Annotated in this window: 18 protein-coding genes; 10 read left to right on the forward strand and 8 right to left on the reverse strand. The window is 73.6% G+C overall.

The genetic code is table 11. The annotated features are described in order from the left end of the window. The 3 genes from ACFOSY_RS13035 to ACFOSY_RS13045 all read left to right on the forward strand — a co-directional run bounded on the left by ACFOSY_RS13035 (position 1) and on the right by ACFOSY_RS13045 (position 3,927). Positions 1-1,950 (forward strand): fumarate reductase/succinate dehydrogenase flavoprotein subunit, encoded by a 1,950-nt coding sequence (locus ACFOSY_RS13035; RefSeq protein ID WP_394306932.1) that lies wholly within the window; start codon positions 1-3, stop codon positions 1,948-1,950. Beyond that, a complete protein-coding gene (locus ACFOSY_RS13040; RefSeq protein ID WP_394306933.1) occupies positions 1,947-2,696 on the forward strand; it encodes a succinate dehydrogenase/fumarate reductase iron-sulfur subunit in 750 nt (249 codons plus the stop codon). Before ACFOSY_RS13035 ends, ACFOSY_RS13040 begins: the two co-directional genes overlap by 4 nt. A gap of 199 nt (positions 2,697-2,895) precedes the next feature. Beyond that, positions 2,896-3,927 carry a DUF2382 domain-containing protein gene (locus tag ACFOSY_RS13045; protein WP_394306934.1) on the forward strand — a complete coding sequence of 344 codons (1,032 nt, stop codon included), beginning with the start codon at positions 2,896-2,898 and terminating at the stop codon, positions 3,925-3,927. Between the two features lie 39 nt (positions 3,928-3,966). On the opposite strand, the gene ACFOSY_RS13050 is transcribed toward ACFOSY_RS13045, so the two are convergent. Then, entirely contained in the window at positions 3,967-4,983 is a 1,017-nt protein-coding gene (locus tag ACFOSY_RS13050; RefSeq protein WP_394306935.1) for an LLM class flavin-dependent oxidoreductase, read from the reverse strand. Between the two features lie 59 nt (positions 4,984-5,042). Between ACFOSY_RS13050 and ACFOSY_RS13055 the strand changes: the two genes are divergently transcribed. Then, positions 5,043-5,543 (forward strand): phosphatase domain-containing protein, encoded by a 501-nt coding sequence (locus ACFOSY_RS13055; RefSeq protein WP_394306936.1) that lies wholly within the window; start codon positions 5,043-5,045, stop codon positions 5,541-5,543. A 16-nt stretch (positions 5,544-5,559) separates the two neighbouring features. On the opposite strand, the gene ACFOSY_RS13060 is transcribed toward ACFOSY_RS13055, so the two are convergent. After that, positions 5,560-5,775: a dodecin gene (locus ACFOSY_RS13060; protein WP_006131712.1), complete on the reverse strand. Its 216-nt coding sequence runs from the start codon at positions 5,773-5,775 to the stop codon at positions 5,560-5,562. A gap of 212 nt (positions 5,776-5,987) precedes the next feature. Between ACFOSY_RS13060 and ACFOSY_RS13065 the strand changes: the two genes are divergently transcribed. Continuing rightward, entirely contained in the window at positions 5,988-7,238 is a 1,251-nt protein-coding gene (locus ACFOSY_RS13065) for an extracellular solute-binding protein (RefSeq protein WP_394306937.1), read from the forward strand. A gap of 28 nt (positions 7,239-7,266) precedes the next feature. Here ACFOSY_RS13065 and egtD read toward each other — a convergent pair whose 3' ends face one another. Genes egtD through egtA form a run of 4 tightly spaced genes read right to left on the reverse strand, consistent with a single transcriptional unit; the run spans position 7,267 to position 11,640 of the window. Beyond that, on the reverse strand, positions 7,267-8,229 hold the full coding sequence (gene egtD, locus ACFOSY_RS13070) for an L-histidine N(alpha)-methyltransferase (RefSeq protein ID WP_394306938.1): 963 nt from the start codon (positions 8,227-8,229) through the stop codon (positions 7,267-7,269). Continuing rightward, positions 8,226-8,981: an ergothioneine biosynthesis protein EgtC gene (gene egtC / locus ACFOSY_RS13075; protein WP_394306939.1), complete on the reverse strand. Its 756-nt coding sequence runs from the start codon at positions 8,979-8,981 to the stop codon at positions 8,226-8,228. Before egtC ends, egtD begins: the two co-directional genes overlap by 4 nt. Beyond that, positions 8,981-10,300 carry an ergothioneine biosynthesis protein EgtB gene (egtB, locus tag ACFOSY_RS13080; protein ID WP_394306940.1) on the reverse strand — a complete coding sequence of 440 codons (1,320 nt, stop codon included), beginning with the start codon at positions 10,298-10,300 and terminating at the stop codon, positions 8,981-8,983. Before egtB ends, egtC begins: the two co-directional genes overlap by 1 nt. Next, positions 10,297-11,640, reverse strand: a complete 1,344-nt coding sequence (egtA, locus tag ACFOSY_RS13085) for an ergothioneine biosynthesis glutamate--cysteine ligase EgtA (RefSeq protein WP_394306941.1) — start codon at positions 11,638-11,640, stop codon at positions 10,297-10,299. The genes egtB and egtA overlap by 4 nt, the downstream gene beginning before the upstream one ends. A gap of 299 nt (positions 11,641-11,939) precedes the next feature. Between egtA and ACFOSY_RS13090 the strand changes: the two genes are divergently transcribed. Beyond that, entirely contained in the window at positions 11,940-12,809 is an 870-nt protein-coding gene (locus ACFOSY_RS13090; RefSeq protein WP_394306942.1) for a TIGR02452 family protein, read from the forward strand. On the opposite strand, the gene ACFOSY_RS13095 is transcribed toward ACFOSY_RS13090, so the two are convergent. Then, complete coding sequence (locus tag ACFOSY_RS13095) at positions 12,784-13,230, reverse strand: type II toxin-antitoxin system PemK/MazF family toxin (protein ID WP_394306943.1); 447 nt, start codon at positions 13,228-13,230, stop codon at positions 12,784-12,786. The genes ACFOSY_RS13090 and ACFOSY_RS13095 overlap by 26 nt on opposite strands. A gap of 61 nt (positions 13,231-13,291) precedes the next feature. Beyond that, a complete protein-coding gene (locus tag ACFOSY_RS13100) occupies positions 13,292-13,714 on the reverse strand; it encodes a pyridoxamine 5'-phosphate oxidase family protein (protein WP_394306944.1) in 423 nt (140 codons plus the stop codon). 99 nt (positions 13,715-13,813) lie between these two features. Between ACFOSY_RS13100 and ACFOSY_RS13105 the strand changes: the two genes are divergently transcribed. From ACFOSY_RS13105 to ACFOSY_RS13120, 4 genes are all read left to right on the forward strand, one after another. Then, positions 13,814-14,350: an isochorismatase family cysteine hydrolase gene (locus ACFOSY_RS13105; protein ID WP_394306945.1), complete on the forward strand. Its 537-nt coding sequence runs from the start codon at positions 13,814-13,816 to the stop codon at positions 14,348-14,350. 42 nt (positions 14,351-14,392) lie between these two features. Then, a complete protein-coding gene (locus tag ACFOSY_RS13110; protein WP_394306946.1) occupies positions 14,393-15,181 on the forward strand; it encodes an aminoglycoside adenylyltransferase domain-containing protein in 789 nt (262 codons plus the stop codon). Positions 15,182-15,338: 157 nt separating this feature from the next. After that, complete coding sequence (locus ACFOSY_RS13115) at positions 15,339-16,118, forward strand: serine/threonine protein kinase (RefSeq protein WP_394306947.1); 780 nt, start codon at positions 15,339-15,341, stop codon at positions 16,116-16,118. Between the two features lie 125 nt (positions 16,119-16,243). Beyond that, complete coding sequence (locus ACFOSY_RS13120; RefSeq protein WP_394306948.1) at positions 16,244-16,696, forward strand: hypothetical protein; 453 nt, start codon at positions 16,244-16,246, stop codon at positions 16,694-16,696. Positions 16,697-16,709 lie beyond the last annotated feature (13 nt).

A 16,709-nucleotide genomic window follows, 5' to 3' on the forward strand; every position in this document is an offset into this window, starting at 1 on the left:
ATGACCTCGTACACCGACTACACGACCGGCGCGCCGGTCGCCGACACCAAGGCCCCCGCCGGGCCGGTCCACGAGCGCTGGGACAAGCGGCGCTTCGAGGCCAAGCTGGTCAACCCGGCCAACCGCCGCAAGCACACCGTCATCGTCGTCGGCACCGGCCTCGCGGGCGGCTCCGCCGGCGCCACGCTCGCCGAACAGGGCTACCACGTCGTCCAGTTCTGCTACCAGGACTCCCCGCGCCGCGCCCACTCCATCGCCGCGCAGGGCGGCATCAACGCCGCGAAGAACTACCGCAACGACGGCGACTCCGTCCACCGCCTCTTCTACGACACCGTCAAGGGCGGCGACTTCCGCGCCCGCGAGTCCAACGTGCACCGCCTCGCGCAGATCTCCGTCGAGATCATCGACCAGTGCGTCGCGCAGGGCGTGCCCTTCGCCCGCGAGTACGGCGGTCTGCTCGACACCCGCTCCTTCGGCGGCGTCCAGGTCTCCCGCACCTTCTACGCCCGCGGCCAGACGGGCCAGCAGCTCCTCCTCGGCGCCTACCAGGCGCTGAGCCGGCAGATCGCGGCCGGCAACGTGGAGATGCACCCGCGCACCGAGATGCTCGACCTGATCGTCGTCGACGGCCGGGCCCGCGGCATCGTCGCCCGTGACCTGATCACCGGGAAGATCGACACCTACTTCGCGGACGCCGTCGTCCTCGCGACCGGCGGCTACGGCAACGTCTTCTACCTGTCGACGAACGCCATGAACTCCAACGCCACCGCGATCTGGCGCGCGCACCGGCGCGGGGCGTACTTCGCCAACCCCTGCTTCACCCAGATCCACCCCACCTGCATCCCGCGCACCGGCGACCACCAGTCCAAGCTCACCCTGATGAGCGAGTCGCTGCGCAACGACGGCCGTATCTGGGTGCCCAAGGCCAAGGGCGACACCCGTCCGCCCGCGCGGATCCCCGAGGACGAGCGCGACTACTACCTGGAGCGCATCTACCCCTCCTTCGGCAACCTCGTCCCCCGTGACATCGCCTCCCGCGCCGCCAAGAACGTCTGCGACGAGGGCAGGGGCGTGGGCCCCGGCGGCCAGGGCGTCTACCTCGACTTCTCCGACGCCATCAAGCGGATGGGCCGCAAGGCCGTCGAGGCCAAGTACGGCAACCTCTTCGACATGTACCAGCGGATCACCGACGAGGATCCGTACGAGGTGCCGATGCGGATCTACCCCGCCGTGCACTACACGATGGGCGGACTGTGGGTCGACTACGACCTCCAGACCACTGTCCCCGGCCTGTTCGCGATCGGCGAGGCCAACTTCTCCGACCACGGCGCCAACCGGCTCGGCGCCTCCGCGCTGATGCAGGGCCTCGCCGACGGCTACTTCGTGCTGCCGGCGACCCTCAACGACTACCTCGGCCGCAACCCGGGCCTCGGCGAGGTGACCGGCGACCACCCCGCCGTGCGGGAGGCGCTGGCCGAGACCGAGGACCGGCTGAACCTGCTGCTGGCCGTCGACGGCGACCGCACCCCCGACTCGTTCCACCGCGAGCTGGGCGAGCTGATGTGGGAGTTCTGCGGCATGGCGCGCAGCGACTCCGGACTGCGCAAGGCCCTGGAGCGCATCCCGCAGATCCGCGAGGAGTTCTGGCGGCGGATCAAAGTGCCCGGCACCGGCGAGGAGTTCAACCAGTCGCTGGAGAAGGCCAACCGCGTCGTCGACTACCTGGAGCTCGCCGAGCTGATGTGCCTCGACGCGCTGCACCGCACCGAGTCCTGCGGCGGGCACTTCCGCGAGGAGTCCCAGACGCCGGACGGCGAGGCGGCCCGCAAGGACGACGAGTTCTCCTACGCGGCCGCCTGGGAGTTCACCGGCACCGGCGAGGCTCCGACCCTGCACAAGGAAGACCTGGTCTTCGAGTACGTCCACCCCACCCAGCGGAGCTACGCATGAAGCTCACCCTGCGCGTCTGGCGCCAGAAGAACGCCGGCGCCGACGGCGCCATGTCCACGTACGAGGTGGACGGCATCTCACCCGACATGTCCTTCCTGGAGATGCTCGACACCCTCAACGAGGAGCTCATCCTCAAGGGCGAGGACCCGGTCGCCTTCGACCACGACTGCCGGGAGGGCATCTGCGGCGCCTGCTCGCTGGTCATCAACGGCGACGCCCACGGGCCCGAGCGCACCACCACCTGCCAGCTGCACATGCGGTCCTTCAAGGACGGCGACACCATCGACGTCGAGCCATGGCGGGCCGCCGCCTTCCCGGTGATCAAGGATCTGGTGGTCGACCGCTCCGCCTTCGACCGCATCATCCAGGCCGGCGGCTACATCACCGCGCCCACCGGATCCGCCCCCGAGGCGCACGCCACCCCGGTGCCGAAGCCGGACGCGGACCTCGCCTTCGAACACGCCGAGTGCATCGGCTGCGGCGCCTGCGTCGCGGCCTGCCCCAACGGCGCGGCGATGCTGTTCACCTCCGCCAAGATCAACCACCTCAACGTGCTGCCGCAGGGCGCGCCCGAGCGGGAGACCCGGGTGCTGGACATGGTGGCGCAGATGGACGAGGAGGGCTTCGGCGGCTGCACCCTCGCCGGGGAGTGCGCCACCGCCTGCCCCAAGGGCATCCCGCTGACCTCCATCACGGGCATGAACAAGGAGTGGCTGCGGGCGACCCGCAAGGCGGGCAAGCGGTAGCCGCCCCCATCGACGTTCGCCGGACGGTGCGGACGGGCGGGGCCGGGAGAAGGTGCTCCTTCCGGCCCCGTCTCGCATGCCCGGCGAGCCGTTCTGTCGCACTGTGGAAAATAAAGTGCGATTAATCACTTTCGTCCCGTTTTTTACCTCCTGATCAGGAGAACCGGAGAGGAGTGACCCGAGAGGAGGGTGATGACAGATGATCACCCGCGAAGAGATCTCGATCCTGCTGGATCACCCCGTGTACGACGGGGACGGCAACAAGATCGGCGACGCGAAGCACGTCTTCCTCGACGACGCGAGTGGACGCCCCGAGTGGGTGACCGTCAAGACCGGGATGTTCGGCTCCAGCGAGTCGTTCATACCCATCCGTGACGCCTCCCTGGTCCAGGACCACCTCGAGGTGCCCTACCCCAAGGACAAGGTGAAGGGCGCGCCGAGCGTCGACATCGACGCGGGCGGCCACCTGTCGGTGGACGAGGAACACCGGCTCTACGAGTACTACGGCATCAACTGGGACAGCGTGCTCGGCGACCCCAAGGACAGCGGCGGCACCACGGGCAAGGCCGGGACCGCCGGCGCCGCGGGCGCGGCCGGAGCCGCGGGCGCCGCGGGTGCCGCGGGCACGGCGGCCGGACGCCGCGGCGACACGTCCGGCGCGGGCGGCATGACGGGCACGAAGGGCGGCATGTCCGGCACGGCGGGCGCCAAGGGCACCACGGCCGAACGCTCCTCCGCCACCGGCGCGGCGGGCGCCATGTCCCGCGGCGAGACCGGCAGGCGCGGCGCGGGCGACGCGATGACACGCTCCGAGGAGCGCATGCACGTCGGCGTCGAGCGTCACGAGTCCGGCCGGGCGCGCCTGCGCAAGTACGTGGTGACCGAGGAGGTCACGGAGACCGTCCCCGTCCGCCACGAGGAAGTGCGCGTGGAGCGCGAGCCGATCACGGACGCCAACCGTGAGGAAGCCATGTCCGGGCCGGCCTTCAAGGAGGACCAGCACGAGGTCACGCTGCACGAGGAGCGCCCCGTGGTGACGACCGAGGCCGTGCCGGTCGAGCGCGTCCGGATGACCACCGAGGAGACCGTCACGAACGAGACCGTGCGCGGCCGGGTGCGCAAGGAGCGCATCGAGGCCGAGACGGAGATGACCGACGACGAAGGCCGCCGGGGCCGTGACGCCCAGGGCCGTGGCCGTGGCCGTGACGTCCCGGGCCGGGGCCGCCAGTAGCGCCCCCGTCCTCGCTCTCCCCGCGACGCGCCGGTGTGCTCACCGGCGCGTCGCGCCGTCCAGCCCCGCGAGCACGGCGAGCCGCCGGTAGGAGTCCAGCAGCGCCTCACGGTCGAAGGTGCTGGTGGTGACGAGCACCTCCTGGGCGCCGGTGTCCTTCAGCACCGTCTCCAGCTCCCGCTCCACCTCCTCCTCGGCGCCGGCCAGCTGTCCGGCCAGCCCCGCCTCGTAGAATCCGCGCTCCTTGGCACTCATGGCGAGAGACTCGACGCGCTCGGCAGGCGGCAGGGGCGGGAAGGTGCCGTGCGTGCGGGAGTACGCCATCGACCAGGCCTCCGGCACCAGCAGCCGCCGGGCCCGCTCGGGCGTCTCCGCCACCGCCACGGTGCCCGAGATCACCACGTACGGCTCCCGTGCCCACGCGGAGGGGCGGAACCGCTCGCGGTAGCGGTCGACGCCACGGCGCATCCGGTCGCGGTCGCGCAGGTCGCCGATGACCATCGGCAGCCCGGCGCGGGCGGCGATGTCCGCGCCCTCGCCCATCGCCAGCACGAACGGCGGCACGGTCAGCCCCTCCGGCGGCCGGGCGTGCACCCCGGTGGGGGAGGTGCCCCGGAACCAGCCGAGCAGCTCGTCGAGCTGGCCGGCGAAGTCCTCCGCGTCGCCCTTGTCGCGCCCGAGCGCCTTGCGCACCCCGTCGGTGAACCCCACCGAGCGGCCCAGCCCCATGTCGATCCGGTCCGGGAACAGCGAGGCCAGCACGCCGAACTGCTCGGCCACCACCAGCGGACGGTGGTTGGGCAGCATGACCCCGCCGGTGCCGACGCGGATCGTGCGGGTCGCGCCGGCGACCGCCGCCGCCAGCACGGTCGGCGCCGAACCGGCCACCCCGGGCACGCCGTGGTGCTCCGCCACCCAGAACCGGTGGTACCCGAGCCGCTCCGCCTCTTGGGCGAGTTCCACCGTGTCCCGCAGGGCCTCGGGGGCGGTGTGCCCCTCACGGACCCGTGAACGGTCCAGGACGGAGAAGCGGGTCGCGGCGATCACGGAACTCATACCCGGTTCAACACCGGGGAGCCGCCAGGATTCCTGCGCGCACTGTCTAGGGTGTGGGCGTGACCCACCGTACCGAACCCGTCCGGCGTCCGCTGGCCGTCTTCGACCTCGACAACACCCTCGCCGGCACCGCGCACCGCCAGCACTTCCTGGAGCGCAGGCCCCGCGACTGGGACGGCTTCTTCGCCGCCGCGCCGCAGGACCCGCCGCTCGCCGAGGGGATCGCGCTGGTCCGGGAGAGCGCCCAGGTGTGCGACATCGTGTACCTCACCGGCCGGCCCGAGCGCTGCCGCCGCGACACCCTGGACTGGCTGGCCGCCCAAGGCCTGCCCGACGGGGAGCTGCACATGCGCGGCAACGCCGACCGGCGGCCCGCCCGCATCACCAAGCTGGCCGTGCTGCGCCGCCTGGCCCGCACCCGGGAGGTGCGGATGCTGGTGGACGACGACGAACTGGTCTGCGCGGACGCCCGCCGGGCCGGGTTCACCGTCGTCCAGGCGCGCTGGACGGCCCCCTCGGACGAACTGAAGGACGCGCAGGAGCGCGAGGGGCGTACCTGAGCCGCACCACGGCGGCTCAGTCCGTCTCCTCCAGCCGGAAGCCCACCTTCAGGCCCACCTGGTAGTGCGCGATCCGCCCCTCCTCGACATGCCCGCGCACCTGCGTCACCTCGAACCAGTCCAGATTGCGCAGCGTCTGCGACGCCCGCTCGATGCCGTTGCGGACGGCCTCGTCCACGCCGTTGGGCGAGGTGCCGACGATCTCGGTGACCCGGTAGGTGTGGTTCGACATGCTTGCTCCTCTCACGGCGGCTCCACCGCCTGTGGCACACGTCACTCCACCGTGCCCCACCCTCGGTCCGGGCGCGAGGCGTCGGCCCCGTTCGCCTGACGCCCTTGACCCGGGCATTGGTCCATACCAAGATGCTGGGCACCCGTCCGAGCTCCGGCTCGCCCCCCACGCCGGGCCCCGCCCTGTCCGCCAGACAGAAACCAGGACCCCACGTGAGACGCCGCCTGCTCGCCCTCGTCTGTGTGTCCGCCTCCCTGCTCACCGGCTGCGGGGTGATGTCCGACAGCGCGGCGGAGCGGCGCACCGTCACCGTGTGGCTGATGCAGCACAGCGCCTCGCAGGACTTCCTGGACCTGTTCACCGAGGAGTTCGAGCGCGAGCACGAGACGCTCGACCTCGACATCCGCATCCAGGAGTGGACCGGCATCGGCGAGAAGGTCCAGCAGGCCCTGCGCGGCGACGACCCGGACGGACCCGACGTCATCGAGGTCGGCAACACCCAGGTGTCCGCCTACGCCGAGGGCGACGGCCTGCTCGACCTCACCCTGGAGTCCATGCGCGACTGGGGCCGCGACGACTGGCTGCCCGGCCTCGCCGAACCCGGCCGCTGGGGCTCCCAGCAGTACGGCATCCCCTGGTACGCCGCCAACCGCGTCGTCGTCTACCGCAAGGACCTGTTCCGCGCGGCCGGCGTCACCCCGCCGAAGACCCGCGACGAGTGGCTGGAGACCACCGAACGCCTCGACACCGGTGACACCCAGGGCATCTACCTCGCCGGACAGGACTGGTACACGCTGGCCGGGTTCATCTGGGAGGAGGGCGGTGAACTCGCCACCGAGCGCGACGGCGTCTGGCGCGGCGCCCTCGACAGCGAGGCCGCCCTGCGCGGCATGGACTTCTACCGCCGGCTCCAGCGGCTCGGCGACGGCCCCGTCGACGCCGACGAGGAACACCCGCCGCAGGCCGGCGTGTTCGCGGAAGGGCGGGTCGCGCAGATCGTCGCCGTCCCCGGACTGGTCCGCGCCATCGTCCAGCAGAACCCCGGACTCGAGGACAAGATCGGCTACTTCCCCGTCCCCGGCAAGGAGGCGGGCCGTCCCGGCGCCGTCTTCACCGGCGGCTCCGACCTCGTCGTCCCGGCCGGAACCGACGCCGAGGACGCCGCCGTCGAGGTCGTCGCCGCCCTCACCGGCGCCCGGTGGAACACCGACCTGGCCCGCACCATGAACTACGTGCCCAACAAGGCCTCCCTCGCCGGCTCGGTCGCGGGGGAGGAGGGCCTGAGGGCCATGGCCGCGGGCGCCGCACGGGGCCGGGCGACCCCGGCCACGCCCCGGTGGAGCGCGGTCGAGGCCGACAACCCGATCAAGGAGTACATGACGCGGGTGCTCACCGGCGCCGACCCCGGGAAGGAGGCCGAACGGGCCGCCCGACGCATCACGGAGACCCTCGCCTTCGACTAGGCGGAAGAGCACCGAGGGGTGTGGCCGGTCAGCGGGCGACGCTCAGCGACAGCGCGAACCGCCCCTCCCCGTCCGTCCACCACCGGGCCAGGTCCAGCCCCGCGGCGGCGAGTTCCGCGCGCACGCCCTCCCGCCGGAACTTCGCCGACACCTCGGTGCGCAGCTCCTCGCCCTCCGCGAAGTCCACGACCAGCTCCAGCGCCGGGATCTTCACGGACTGCGCGGTGCGCGAGCGCAGCCGCATCTCGATCCACTCGTGCTCCGCGTCCCACAGCGCCACGTGGTCGAAGGCGTCCGGGTCGAAGTCGGCGCCCAGCTCCCGGTCGAGGACGTTCAGCACGTTCTTGTTGAACGCCGCCGTCACCCCGGCCGCGTCGTCGTACGCCCGGACCAGCGTCTTCTCGTCCTTCACCAGGTCCGTGCCGAGCAGCAGCGCGTCACCCGGGGCGAGCAGGGCGCGGACGGAGGCGAGGAACGCGGCCCGCTCGGCCGGCAGCAGATTGCCGATGGTGCCGCCGAGGAACGCCACCAGACGCGGCCCCGGCGTGTCCGGCAGGGCCAGCTCCGCGGTGAAGTCCGCGACCAGCGCGTGCACCTCCAGACCCGGCCGTTCGGCCGCCAGCGCCCGCCCGGCCCCGGTCAGCGCGGACTCGCTGACGTCGACCGGGACGTACGTGTGCAGCCCGCCGAGGGCGGCGATCAGATGCCGCGTCTTCTCCGAGGAGCCCGACCCCAGTTCGACCAGGGTGCGGGCGCCGGACGCGGCGGCGATCCCGTCGGCGCGGGCGAGCAGGATCTCCCGCTCGGCGCGCGTCGGGTAGTACTCGGGCAGCGCGGTGATCTCCTCGAACAGCTCGCTGCCCCGGGCGTCGTAGAACCATTTGGGCGGCAGCGTCCTGGGGCTGCCGGTCAGTCCCGCGCGGACGTCGGCGCGCAGCGCGGCGCCGGTGGCGTCCTCGGGGAGGGTGCGGGTCAGACGGAACGGACTCACGTGAGGGGCTCCTTGAGCGGGGTGAGCAGCACGTCGGTGCGGCTCGCGGCGAGCAGGGTGCGGTCGGGCACCTCCTGCCAGTGCGGGTCGTCGTCGTAGGGCTCGGAGGCGACGACGGTTCCCCCGCCGGGCCGGGCGAGGTACCACAGGGTGTCCCCCCACGCGGTGGCGGTGACGGTGACGCCGTCGGTGAGCAGCAGGTTCAGCCGGGCCGCCGGCGCCGCCGCCGCGACCTCGGCGACCGTGTCGGCCAGCGCCTGCCCCATCGCGTCGCCGGCCCGCAGCCGCGCCAGCACCAGCGCCCACACGAACGCCGAGTCGTTGCGGGCCTCCAGCGACAGCAGGTCGACGGCGGGCAGCGTGGCCGCCAGCGGCGCGAGCGCACCCGGCCAGCCCGGCACCGCCCCGTTGTGGCTGAACAGCCACGCCCCCGACGCGAAGGGGGCCGCGGCCGCCTCCGCGTCGGCGCCCGAGAGCGTCGCGTCCCGCACGGCGGCGAGCAGCGCCTGGGTCCGCACCACCCGCGCCAGGTCCGTGAACGACAGGTCGGCCCAGATCGGCCCGGCCCGCCGGTAGCGGGCCGGGACCGGGTCGCCGTCGGCGTACCAGCCCACGCCGAAGCCGTCCGCGTTGACCGTGCCGTGCCGCTGCCGGCGCGGCGCCCAGGACTGCCGGTACAGCCCGTGCGGCGGCCCCGCCAGCAGCGCGCCCAGCGGCTCCGCCGGGCCCACGTACGCCAGATGACGGCACATCAGGCGTCCTCCACCGAGCGGGCGGTGCGGAACCCGGAGAAGATCTGCCGCCGGATCGGATAGTCCCAGTTGCGGAACGTGCCCCGGCACGCCACCGGGTCCACGGCGAACGAACCGCCCCGCAGCACCTTGTACTCCGGACCGAAGAACACCTCCGAGTACTCCTTGTACGGGAACGCCCGGAAGCCGGGGTACGGCAGGAAGTCGCTCGCCGTCCACTCCCACACGTCCCCGATCAGCTGCCGCACGCCCAGCGGCGACGCCCCCGCCGGGTAGCTCCCGGCCGGCGCCGGACGCAGATGGCGCTGGCCGAGGTTGGCGTGCTCGGGCGTCGGATCGGCGTCCCCCCACGGGAAGCGCCGCGAGCGGCCCGTGGCCGGATCGTGCCGGGCCGCCTTCTCCCACTCGGTCTCGGTCGGCAGCCGGCGCCCCGCCCAGCGGGCGTACGCGTCCGCCTCGTACCAGCACACGTGCAGCACCGGCTCGTCCGGCGGCACCTGCTCGGTGACGCCGAAGCGGCGCCGCAGCCACTGCCCGCCCTCCCGGCGCCAGTACAGCGGCGCGGTGAGCCGGGCCCGGCGCACGTGCGCCCAGCCCTCGGGCGTCCACCAGCGCGGGTCGTCGTAGCCGCCGTCCTCGACGAACGCCTGGTACGCGCCGTTGGTGACCGGCGTGGCGTCGATCCAGAACGGCGCCACCTCCCGCTCGTGCGCGGGCCGTTCGTTGTCCAGCGCCCACGGCTCGGCCGAGGTGCCCATGGTGAACGGGCCGCCCGGCACCAGGATCTCGGCCGGCCCGGTGTACGGCGTCACCGGCTCCGGGTCGGGCGCGGTGAGGGCGGCCGGGCCCTTGCGGAGCTGGTGGGTGATCAGCATCGTCTCGTCGTGCTGCTGCTCGTGCTGCGCGATCATCCCGAAGGCGAACCCGGCCTCGGTCAGCCGGGTGCCGTCGAACGCCGTGCGCTCCAGCACGTCCAGCGCCCGGCCGCGCACGTCGGCCGCGTACCGGCGGGCCTCCCCGGGCGACAGCAGGGGCAGCCGGGGACGCTCGGCGCGCGGGTGCTCGAAGGCGTCGTAGAGGCTGTCGATCTCCGGGCGGATCGCCTCCTGGCCGGCCACCGCGCGCAGCAGCCACTGCTCCTCCTGGTTGCCGATGTGCGCCAGGTCCCACACCAGCGGCGACATCAGCGGCGAGTGCTGCGCGGTCAGGTCGGGGTCCTCCACACAGCTGGTCAGCAGCGTGGTGCGGTCCCGCGCGACGACCAGCGAGGCGACCGCCCGCTCGCGCAGGGTCTCGGCGTCGAGGGCGGGGTCGGTCATGAGGGGGTGTCCTTCCCGTTCGGGTGGGTGGTGAGCAGGGGCGCGCCGGATCCGTCCGTGCGCCCGTCGTGCCCCGCGCGCCACGCGTCGAGCACGTCGTCGGCGGGGCAGCGGCCCCGGGCGACGTAGCGGTCCCGGAACGCCGCGACCCGGTCGACCACGGCGGTCGCGGCCCCGAGCCGGGGCAGGGCCTCCAGCGCCGCCGCGAAACAGACGGCCGCCGCCTCCCGCAGCTCGGGATCGGCCAGCCCGTCGCGGGCCGCGTCCCGCCACAGCGGATTGTGCGGGGCGGCCAGGCCCCGCGTCCGCTCGGCCAGCGGCTTCACCGCCCGGTACGCGGTCTCGGCGGCCTCCGCGTCGTCGAACAGCGCCGCCGTCACGGCCAGCGGCACCGTCCAGCCGTCCTCGCCGGGCTGCGCGTCCATCATCCGCAGCTCCAGATGGCCGCGCGGTCTGACCGGCGGGAACAGCGTCGTGACGTGGTAGTCCAGGTCGTCGTGCGTGGGCGCGCGCGGCGCCCCGCGGCGCGTCCAGTGCCGGAACGACAGATCCTCCGGCACCTCCCACGGCCCGTCGTCGTCCTGCCGCACACACATCACGGGCGCGTCCAGCACATGCCGGGCCCACGCGGCGCGCGGGTCGGCGTCCAGCGCAGGCGCACCCGCCCGCCCCGCGCCGATCTGCGCCCAGCGCAGCTGCCGCGTGGACAGCCAGCCGGTGGGCCGGCCCGCGGAGACGGGGGAGTTGGCGAAGACCGCCACCAGGACCGCGCCCAGCAGATGCGCCATCCACCAGCGGCGCACGTGGCCGAGCGGGCCGGGTTCCTCGTGGCCGGCGTCCACGCACACCTGCACCGAGGCGGAGGTGCACATCATGAACCGGCCGGCCGCGCCGGTGCGGTCCAGGGCGGCCTCCATCGCGTCGTAACGCGGCTGACGGAGGAACCGGCGGGGCGTCTGCCAGGGATCGTGGCCCATCCCGGCCAGGGTCAGACCGTCCCGGCGCAGGACCGCGCGGACGGCGTCCAGGTCGGCGGAGACGGTGGTCAGGCACTCGGTGAGGGAAGCGGCGGGCGGGGAGCTGAGCTCCAGCTGGCCGCCGGGCTCGACGGTGAGCGCCGAGCGCAGGGGCACCTCGCGCAGTGCGGCGTAAGCCGCTTCGAGTCGTTCACGGGGGACGGGGAGCCGCGGGTCGCGCGACTCGTGGACCAGCCATTCGACCTCCACGCCGAGACGGCGGGGCGGTCCGGTCTTGAAGCAGATGCCCCGTATCAGGGCCTCGGCCTCGGCCTCGGTGACGGCCGCGCGGGACGGCGCACAACCGCTCGACGGATCTGACATGCGGGAATCCTCCTGAGACACCACCATGTCGCCGGCCCGGAGCGGGTTCGTCCCGGCCGGCGTCGACGCGTCCACCCAAAACCCTCGGGCCGCCGCGCACAAGAGCGCCCGGCGGGGCGTAAGGGCTCCGTCACCTCCGCGTCCCGCCCGCCACCGGGGGATTTCACCTCCGGGCCCGGACCGTCCGGGGCGGCGAAAACCTCGTTGCGCCGCCTCACCAGCATCGCTCAGGATGCTCGCATGAGCACGACGAGGGGGAACGCGCGGAGCGCGGTCACGGCGTCCACGGGGGTGGCGCCGTGAGCGCGCGCCTGCGGGGGATCGCCAAGGAGACGGAAGAGATCGTGGCGCGGGGCGCCTACCGCGCGCCGGACGGCCGGCAGGTGCCGATCGGGCCCGCCGTCGAGGCGGCGCGGCAGGGCACCACGCTGCACGGACCGGAGCCGGTCGAGGTGCCGCCCTTCGCGCCCGTGACCACCCGCTTCGAGGTGACAGGCGAGAGCAGCCTGGCCGCCGCCCGCCGCCTCACCGGCCCCGACGCCCCGGATCCCGTGGCCGTCCTCAACTTCGCCTCGGCGCGCAACCCGGGCGGCGGCTACCTCAACGGCGCGCAGGCCCAGGAAGAGGCCCTGTGCCGCGCCTCCGCGCTGTACACGTGCCTGCTGCGGGCCCCCGGCTTCTACGACCACCACCGCGCCCACCGGGACCCGTTCTACACCGACCGGGTGATCCACACCCCGGCCGTGCCCGTGTTCCGCGACGACCGCGGCGCCCTGCTCGACGCCCCCTTCACCGCCGCCTTCCTCACCTCCCCCGCGCCCAACGCGGGCGTGATCCGCTCCAGGACGCCCGAGCGGCTGGGGGAGGTGCCCGGCGCGCTGGTGCGCCGCGCGGGCCGCGTGCTGGAGACGGCGGCCCACCACGGCCACCGGCGGCTGGTGCTCGGCGCCTGGGGCTGCGGCGTGTTCCGCAACGACCCCGCCCAGGTCGCGGAGGCGTTCCGCACGCACCTGGGGCGCGGCGGACGCTTCGAGGGCGCCTTCGACCACGTGGTGTTCGGCATCCTGGACCGCACCCGTGACGGCGCGACCCGCACCGCGTTCGAGCGGACCTTCGCGGACCTGGTGGACGCGCCGGAGGCGGTCATTCCCAGCCGTACCGCTCCCTGAGCCGCTGCCGCACGGAATTGAACCGCATCCGGTCCAGCGCGCACGCCTCCCTGCGCATGCCCTGCTCGTGCAGCCGCAGCACCCGGTCGACGGCCACCCACGAGTCGCGCCCCGACCGGTCCCACGGCCCGCTGCCGATCGGCACCCACTCCCGGTCCCCGGCATGCCCCTTGCTGGACAGCCGCACGGCGAGGAAGGTGCCCGCCGCCTCGCGGGCCACGACCAGCACCGGCCGGTCCTTGCCCCGGCCGTCGTTCTCCTCGAACGGCACCCACGTCCAGACGATCTCCCCGGGGTCCGGGTCGCCGTCGTGCGCGGGCGAGTACTCGGTGCGCACCCGGCCGACCGAGCGTGCCTCGGTCTCGACGGTGGCGTACGGGCCGTAACGGCCCGGGGTGTCTTCAGGGGTGTAGGCGGTCACAGGCCGTACCGTACGTCACCCGTCCGGCGGTACCGCCCAAGGGGGTTGCCCCCCCGGGGCGCTACGAGCCGCCCCCGGTCCCCGTGAGCTCCCGCCCCGTCACCATCCCGCTCTCGATCCGCACGAACACGCCGTCCCGCAGCGGCATCCACGACCGGGGGCCGGTGCGCAGCAGCCGCTCGTGCTCGGCCGGGTCGGTCACCACCGCCGCCCGGCCGGTCACCACCACGCTCCAGCCGGACCGGCGCCCGGCGTGGAAGTCGTCCGCCTCGAACGCCACCACCACCCCGTCGACGGCCCGCACCAGGTCGGAGCCCGCGGAGGTGCACAGCACCACCGACCCGTCCGGGTCCAGGGTGAAGTTCACCGGCAGCACCGCGGGAAGCGCGTGCCGCGTGTACACGACGCGGCCGACCGGCACCTTGCCCAGCAGGCGCAGGCACTCCTGCCGGCCGAGCGCCCGGAAGCCATCGCTGTGGATCATCACCCCATCGTCGGCGGCGCGGCGGGCCCCGACTAGGGCCGGACGGCCCCGGCCGCCGTGCGGATGCCTGATCCCGCACCCCGGTGGAACCCTGGACGCATGGGCAAGACCGCGCTGACCGTCATCGACATGATCAACACCTATGACCACCCGGACGCCGACCAGCTGCTTCCGTCCGCCGATCGGGTGGTCCCGGTGATCTCCCGGCTGCTGGAGCGGGCGCGACGGCGGAACGCGCCGGTGATCTACGTCAACGACAACTTCGGCGAGTGGCGCTCCCACCACGGCGAACTGCTCGACAAGGCGCTGGCGGGGCCGCACGCGCACCTCGTCGAGCCGCTGGTGCCGGACGAGTCGTCGCTCTTCGTGGTCAAGGCCCGGCACTCCATCTTCTTCGAGACCCCGCTCAGCTATCTGCTCACCCAGCAGGGCATCGACCAGCTGGTGCTGTGCGGGCAGGTGACCGAGCAGTGCGTGCTCTACTCCTCGCTCGACGCGCACATCCGGCACTTCGAGGTGACCGTCCCCCGGGACGCCGTGGCGCACATCCACGAGGACCTGGCGGACGCCGCCCTGCGGATGATGGAACGCAACATGGGCGCACGGGTGTGCGCCAGCGACGACCTGTGGGCGTGACCCGGCCCGGATCCACGGGCGGGGCGGGGTGACACTGGGGGCATGAGCCGTCCCTCCCTCCCGCCGCCGGAACTGCGCCCGTACCTGGAGGAGCTGGTCCGCCGCACCTCCGCCGTCTGCGGCGACCGCCTGGTGAGCGTCCTCGCCGTCGGCTCGCTCGCCCTCGGCGACTACCGCCACGGGCGCAGCGACGTCGACGTGACGGTCGTGGTCGACCCCGCGCTGCCGCGCGCGGACCTGTCCGCGCTGGCCGGGACGCTCGCCCACTCCGAGCTGCCCTGCCCCGCCGCCGGCCTGGAACTGGTCGTCTACGCGGCCGACTTCGCCGCCCGCCCGTCCGGTGACGCGGGCTACCTGCTCGACCTCAACACCGGGCCGTCCCTGCCCGAACGCGCCGCGTACGACCCCTTGGAGGGGCCGGCGTTCTGGTACGTCATCGACCGGTCCGTCGCCCACCAGGCGGGCCTGCCGCTGTACGGCGCGCCTGCGCGGGACGTGATCGCCGCCCCGGACCGGCCCACGGTGCTCGCCGCGCTCCGCGCCTCCGTGCGGGAACACGCCGACGGGGAAGGCCATCTGGCCGACAACCGGGTGCTCAACGGCTGCCGCGCCACCGTCCACTGCCGTACCGGGCACTGGTTCGCCAAGCGCAGGGCGGGGGAGATCGTCGCCGCGTCCGAGCCGGCCTTCGCGCCCCTCGTCACCCGGGCGCTGGACAGCTTCGAACGCCCCCGCGCGGAGGCGGCGGTGCTGCCCGCCGACGAGGTGCGGGCGTTTCTGGTGTGGGTGGCCGCTCGCGTGGAGGAGGCGGCCGCGGCGGCCGGGGTCTGAGCGGGCCGGACGGGGTTGGTCCAGGGCGGGCGGGGCCTGGCGAGGGCGGGATGTGGCCGGTAGGAGCCGGACGGGGCTTGGCGAGGGCGCCCGCGGAAGCGGAACCGCCGCCTACAATTCCGGTGGCCGACCGGGGGACGGGGGAGCGGGAGCCACCATGGAAACGATCATCGTGCAGTTACCCGGACCCGAGGGACCCGTGGGTCCCGAGGGGAACGCGGCGGGCAGGCCGCGGCTGCTGCATCTCGCCCCCGGCGACGTGGCCGACTTCGGTCGCGGGCTGCCCGGCGGCGAGGACGTGGCGATCGAGCTGGCCGACCCGGGGATCTCCCGCCGCGCCGGACGGCTGGAGGCGGCCGGGGACTACTGGCGGCTGTCCAACTTCAGCCGCACCGTGTCCTACGCGGTGGAGAACCTGGAGGGCGCGGGCGAGTACCTCACCGTCGCCCCGGGGCGGCTCGGCGCGCCCGTGCCGTTCGAGTTCTCCCGCGTGGTGCTGCCCGCCCTGCACCACCCCGTCACCTTCAAGGTGTTCGCGCCGCAACACGCCTACCTGGGTGAGCGGTCCGCCGACGGTCTCGGCGAACAGACCGTGCACCCGTTCGCCCTGGACCCGACCGCGAAGTACTTCCTCGTCCTGGTCGCCCTGTGCGAACCCCGGCTGCGGGACCCCTCGGACACGGCCCTGCCCGGCGTCGGCGAGATCGTCGACCGGCTGCGCCCGCTGGAGTCCTGCCGGGGCCTGACCCGCTCCGCGGTCAACTACCACATCGACTACCTCGCCCACACCAAGCTGCGCCTGGACCCGGGCGAGGACGGCGCCGCCCCCGACGGCAGCCGCACCGGCGCCAAACGCGCCCGCCTCGCCTCCGTCGCCCTGCGCTTCGGGCTGGTACGCGAGGACCACCTCGCCCTGCTGCCGCGCACGCGCCCCTGACAACTGTCAGGTACCGGCGTCGCCCTGACGGCCCGTACGGTCACGGCGAGTGGCCGGCGCCCCCTGACCGAGGGCGCCGGCCGTGAACGCCGTACGACACCAGGAAACAACGGGAAAGAGGAAGTATGAGCCGCCGATCGCTCACAACTCTGCTGGCCGCGGGGGGCGCAGCCGCGGTGATGGCGCTCCTGCCCATGTCCGCCGTCCACGCCGCGTCGTTCTCGGGCGGCAACTACGGTGCCTACGCCAGAGAGGGGCAGTACCCCACCGTCTCCGGCTGCGCCGGGACCTTCCGCCAGGTCGGAGCCACCAAGACCTTCGAGGGCATGGCGCTGAAGTACTACTACTCCGACGCGTGCGGCTCCTTCGCGCGCATCGAGAACGCGCGCACCAACTGCGCGGCGGTGCTGGAGCGCTCCAACAGCGGGGCGGGCCGCGCCGACGGCTGGGTGTCCGAGACCGTGGACCCCGGCCTCACCTACGCCTTCACGAAGATCGGGAACAACCTCGACGGCCGGGTCTCCCGCGCCATCCTCGCCTGCGACGGGCACGCGCTGGTGAACACGGGCTGGTACTGAGCCGTCGCGGCTC

The organism is Streptomyces lusitanus (assembly GCF_042647945.1).
GTDB classification, from domain to species: Bacteria; Actinomycetota; Actinomycetes; order Streptomycetales; family Streptomycetaceae; genus Streptomyces; species Streptomyces pseudogriseolus.

Bases quoted from the DNA above. Each gene is read 5' to 3' on its own strand.
- ACFOSY_RS13035 (WP_394306932.1), top strand. From the start codon at position 1: ATGACCTCGTACACCGACTACACGACCGGCGCGCCGGTCGCCGACACC.
- ACFOSY_RS13040 (WP_394306933.1), top strand. From the start codon at position 1,947: ATGAAGCTCACCCTGCGCGTCTGGCGCCAGAAGAACGCCGGCGCCGAC.
- ACFOSY_RS13045 (WP_394306934.1), top strand. From the start codon at position 2,896: ATGATCACCCGCGAAGAGATCTCGATCCTGCTGGATCACCCCGTGTAC.
- ACFOSY_RS13050 (WP_394306935.1), bottom strand. From the start codon at position 4,983: ATGAGTTCCGTGATCGCCGCGACCCGCTTCTCCGTCCTGGACCGTTCA.
- ACFOSY_RS13060 (WP_006131712.1), bottom strand. From the start codon at position 5,775: ATGTCGAACCACACCTACCGGGTCACCGAGATCGTCGGCACCTCGCCC.
- egtC (WP_394306939.1), bottom strand. From the start codon at position 8,981: ATGTGCCGTCATCTGGCGTACGTGGGCCCGGCGGAGCCGCTGGGCGCG.
- egtB (WP_394306940.1), bottom strand. From the start codon at position 10,300: ATGACCGACCCCGCCCTCGACGCCGAGACCCTGCGCGAGCGGGCGGTC.
- egtA (WP_394306941.1), bottom strand. From the start codon at position 11,640: ATGTCAGATCCGTCGAGCGGTTGTGCGCCGTCCCGCGCGGCCGTCACC.
- ACFOSY_RS13100 (WP_394306944.1), bottom strand. From the start codon at position 13,714: ATGATCCACAGCGATGGCTTCCGGGCGCTCGGCCGGCAGGAGTGCCTG.
- ACFOSY_RS13105 (WP_394306945.1), top strand. From the start codon at position 13,814: ATGGGCAAGACCGCGCTGACCGTCATCGACATGATCAACACCTATGAC.
- ACFOSY_RS13110 (WP_394306946.1), top strand. From the start codon at position 14,393: ATGAGCCGTCCCTCCCTCCCGCCGCCGGAACTGCGCCCGTACCTGGAG.
- ACFOSY_RS13115 (WP_394306947.1), top strand. From the start codon at position 15,339: ATGGAAACGATCATCGTGCAGTTACCCGGACCCGAGGGACCCGTGGGT.
- ACFOSY_RS13120 (WP_394306948.1), top strand. From the start codon at position 16,244: ATGAGCCGCCGATCGCTCACAACTCTGCTGGCCGCGGGGGGCGCAGCC.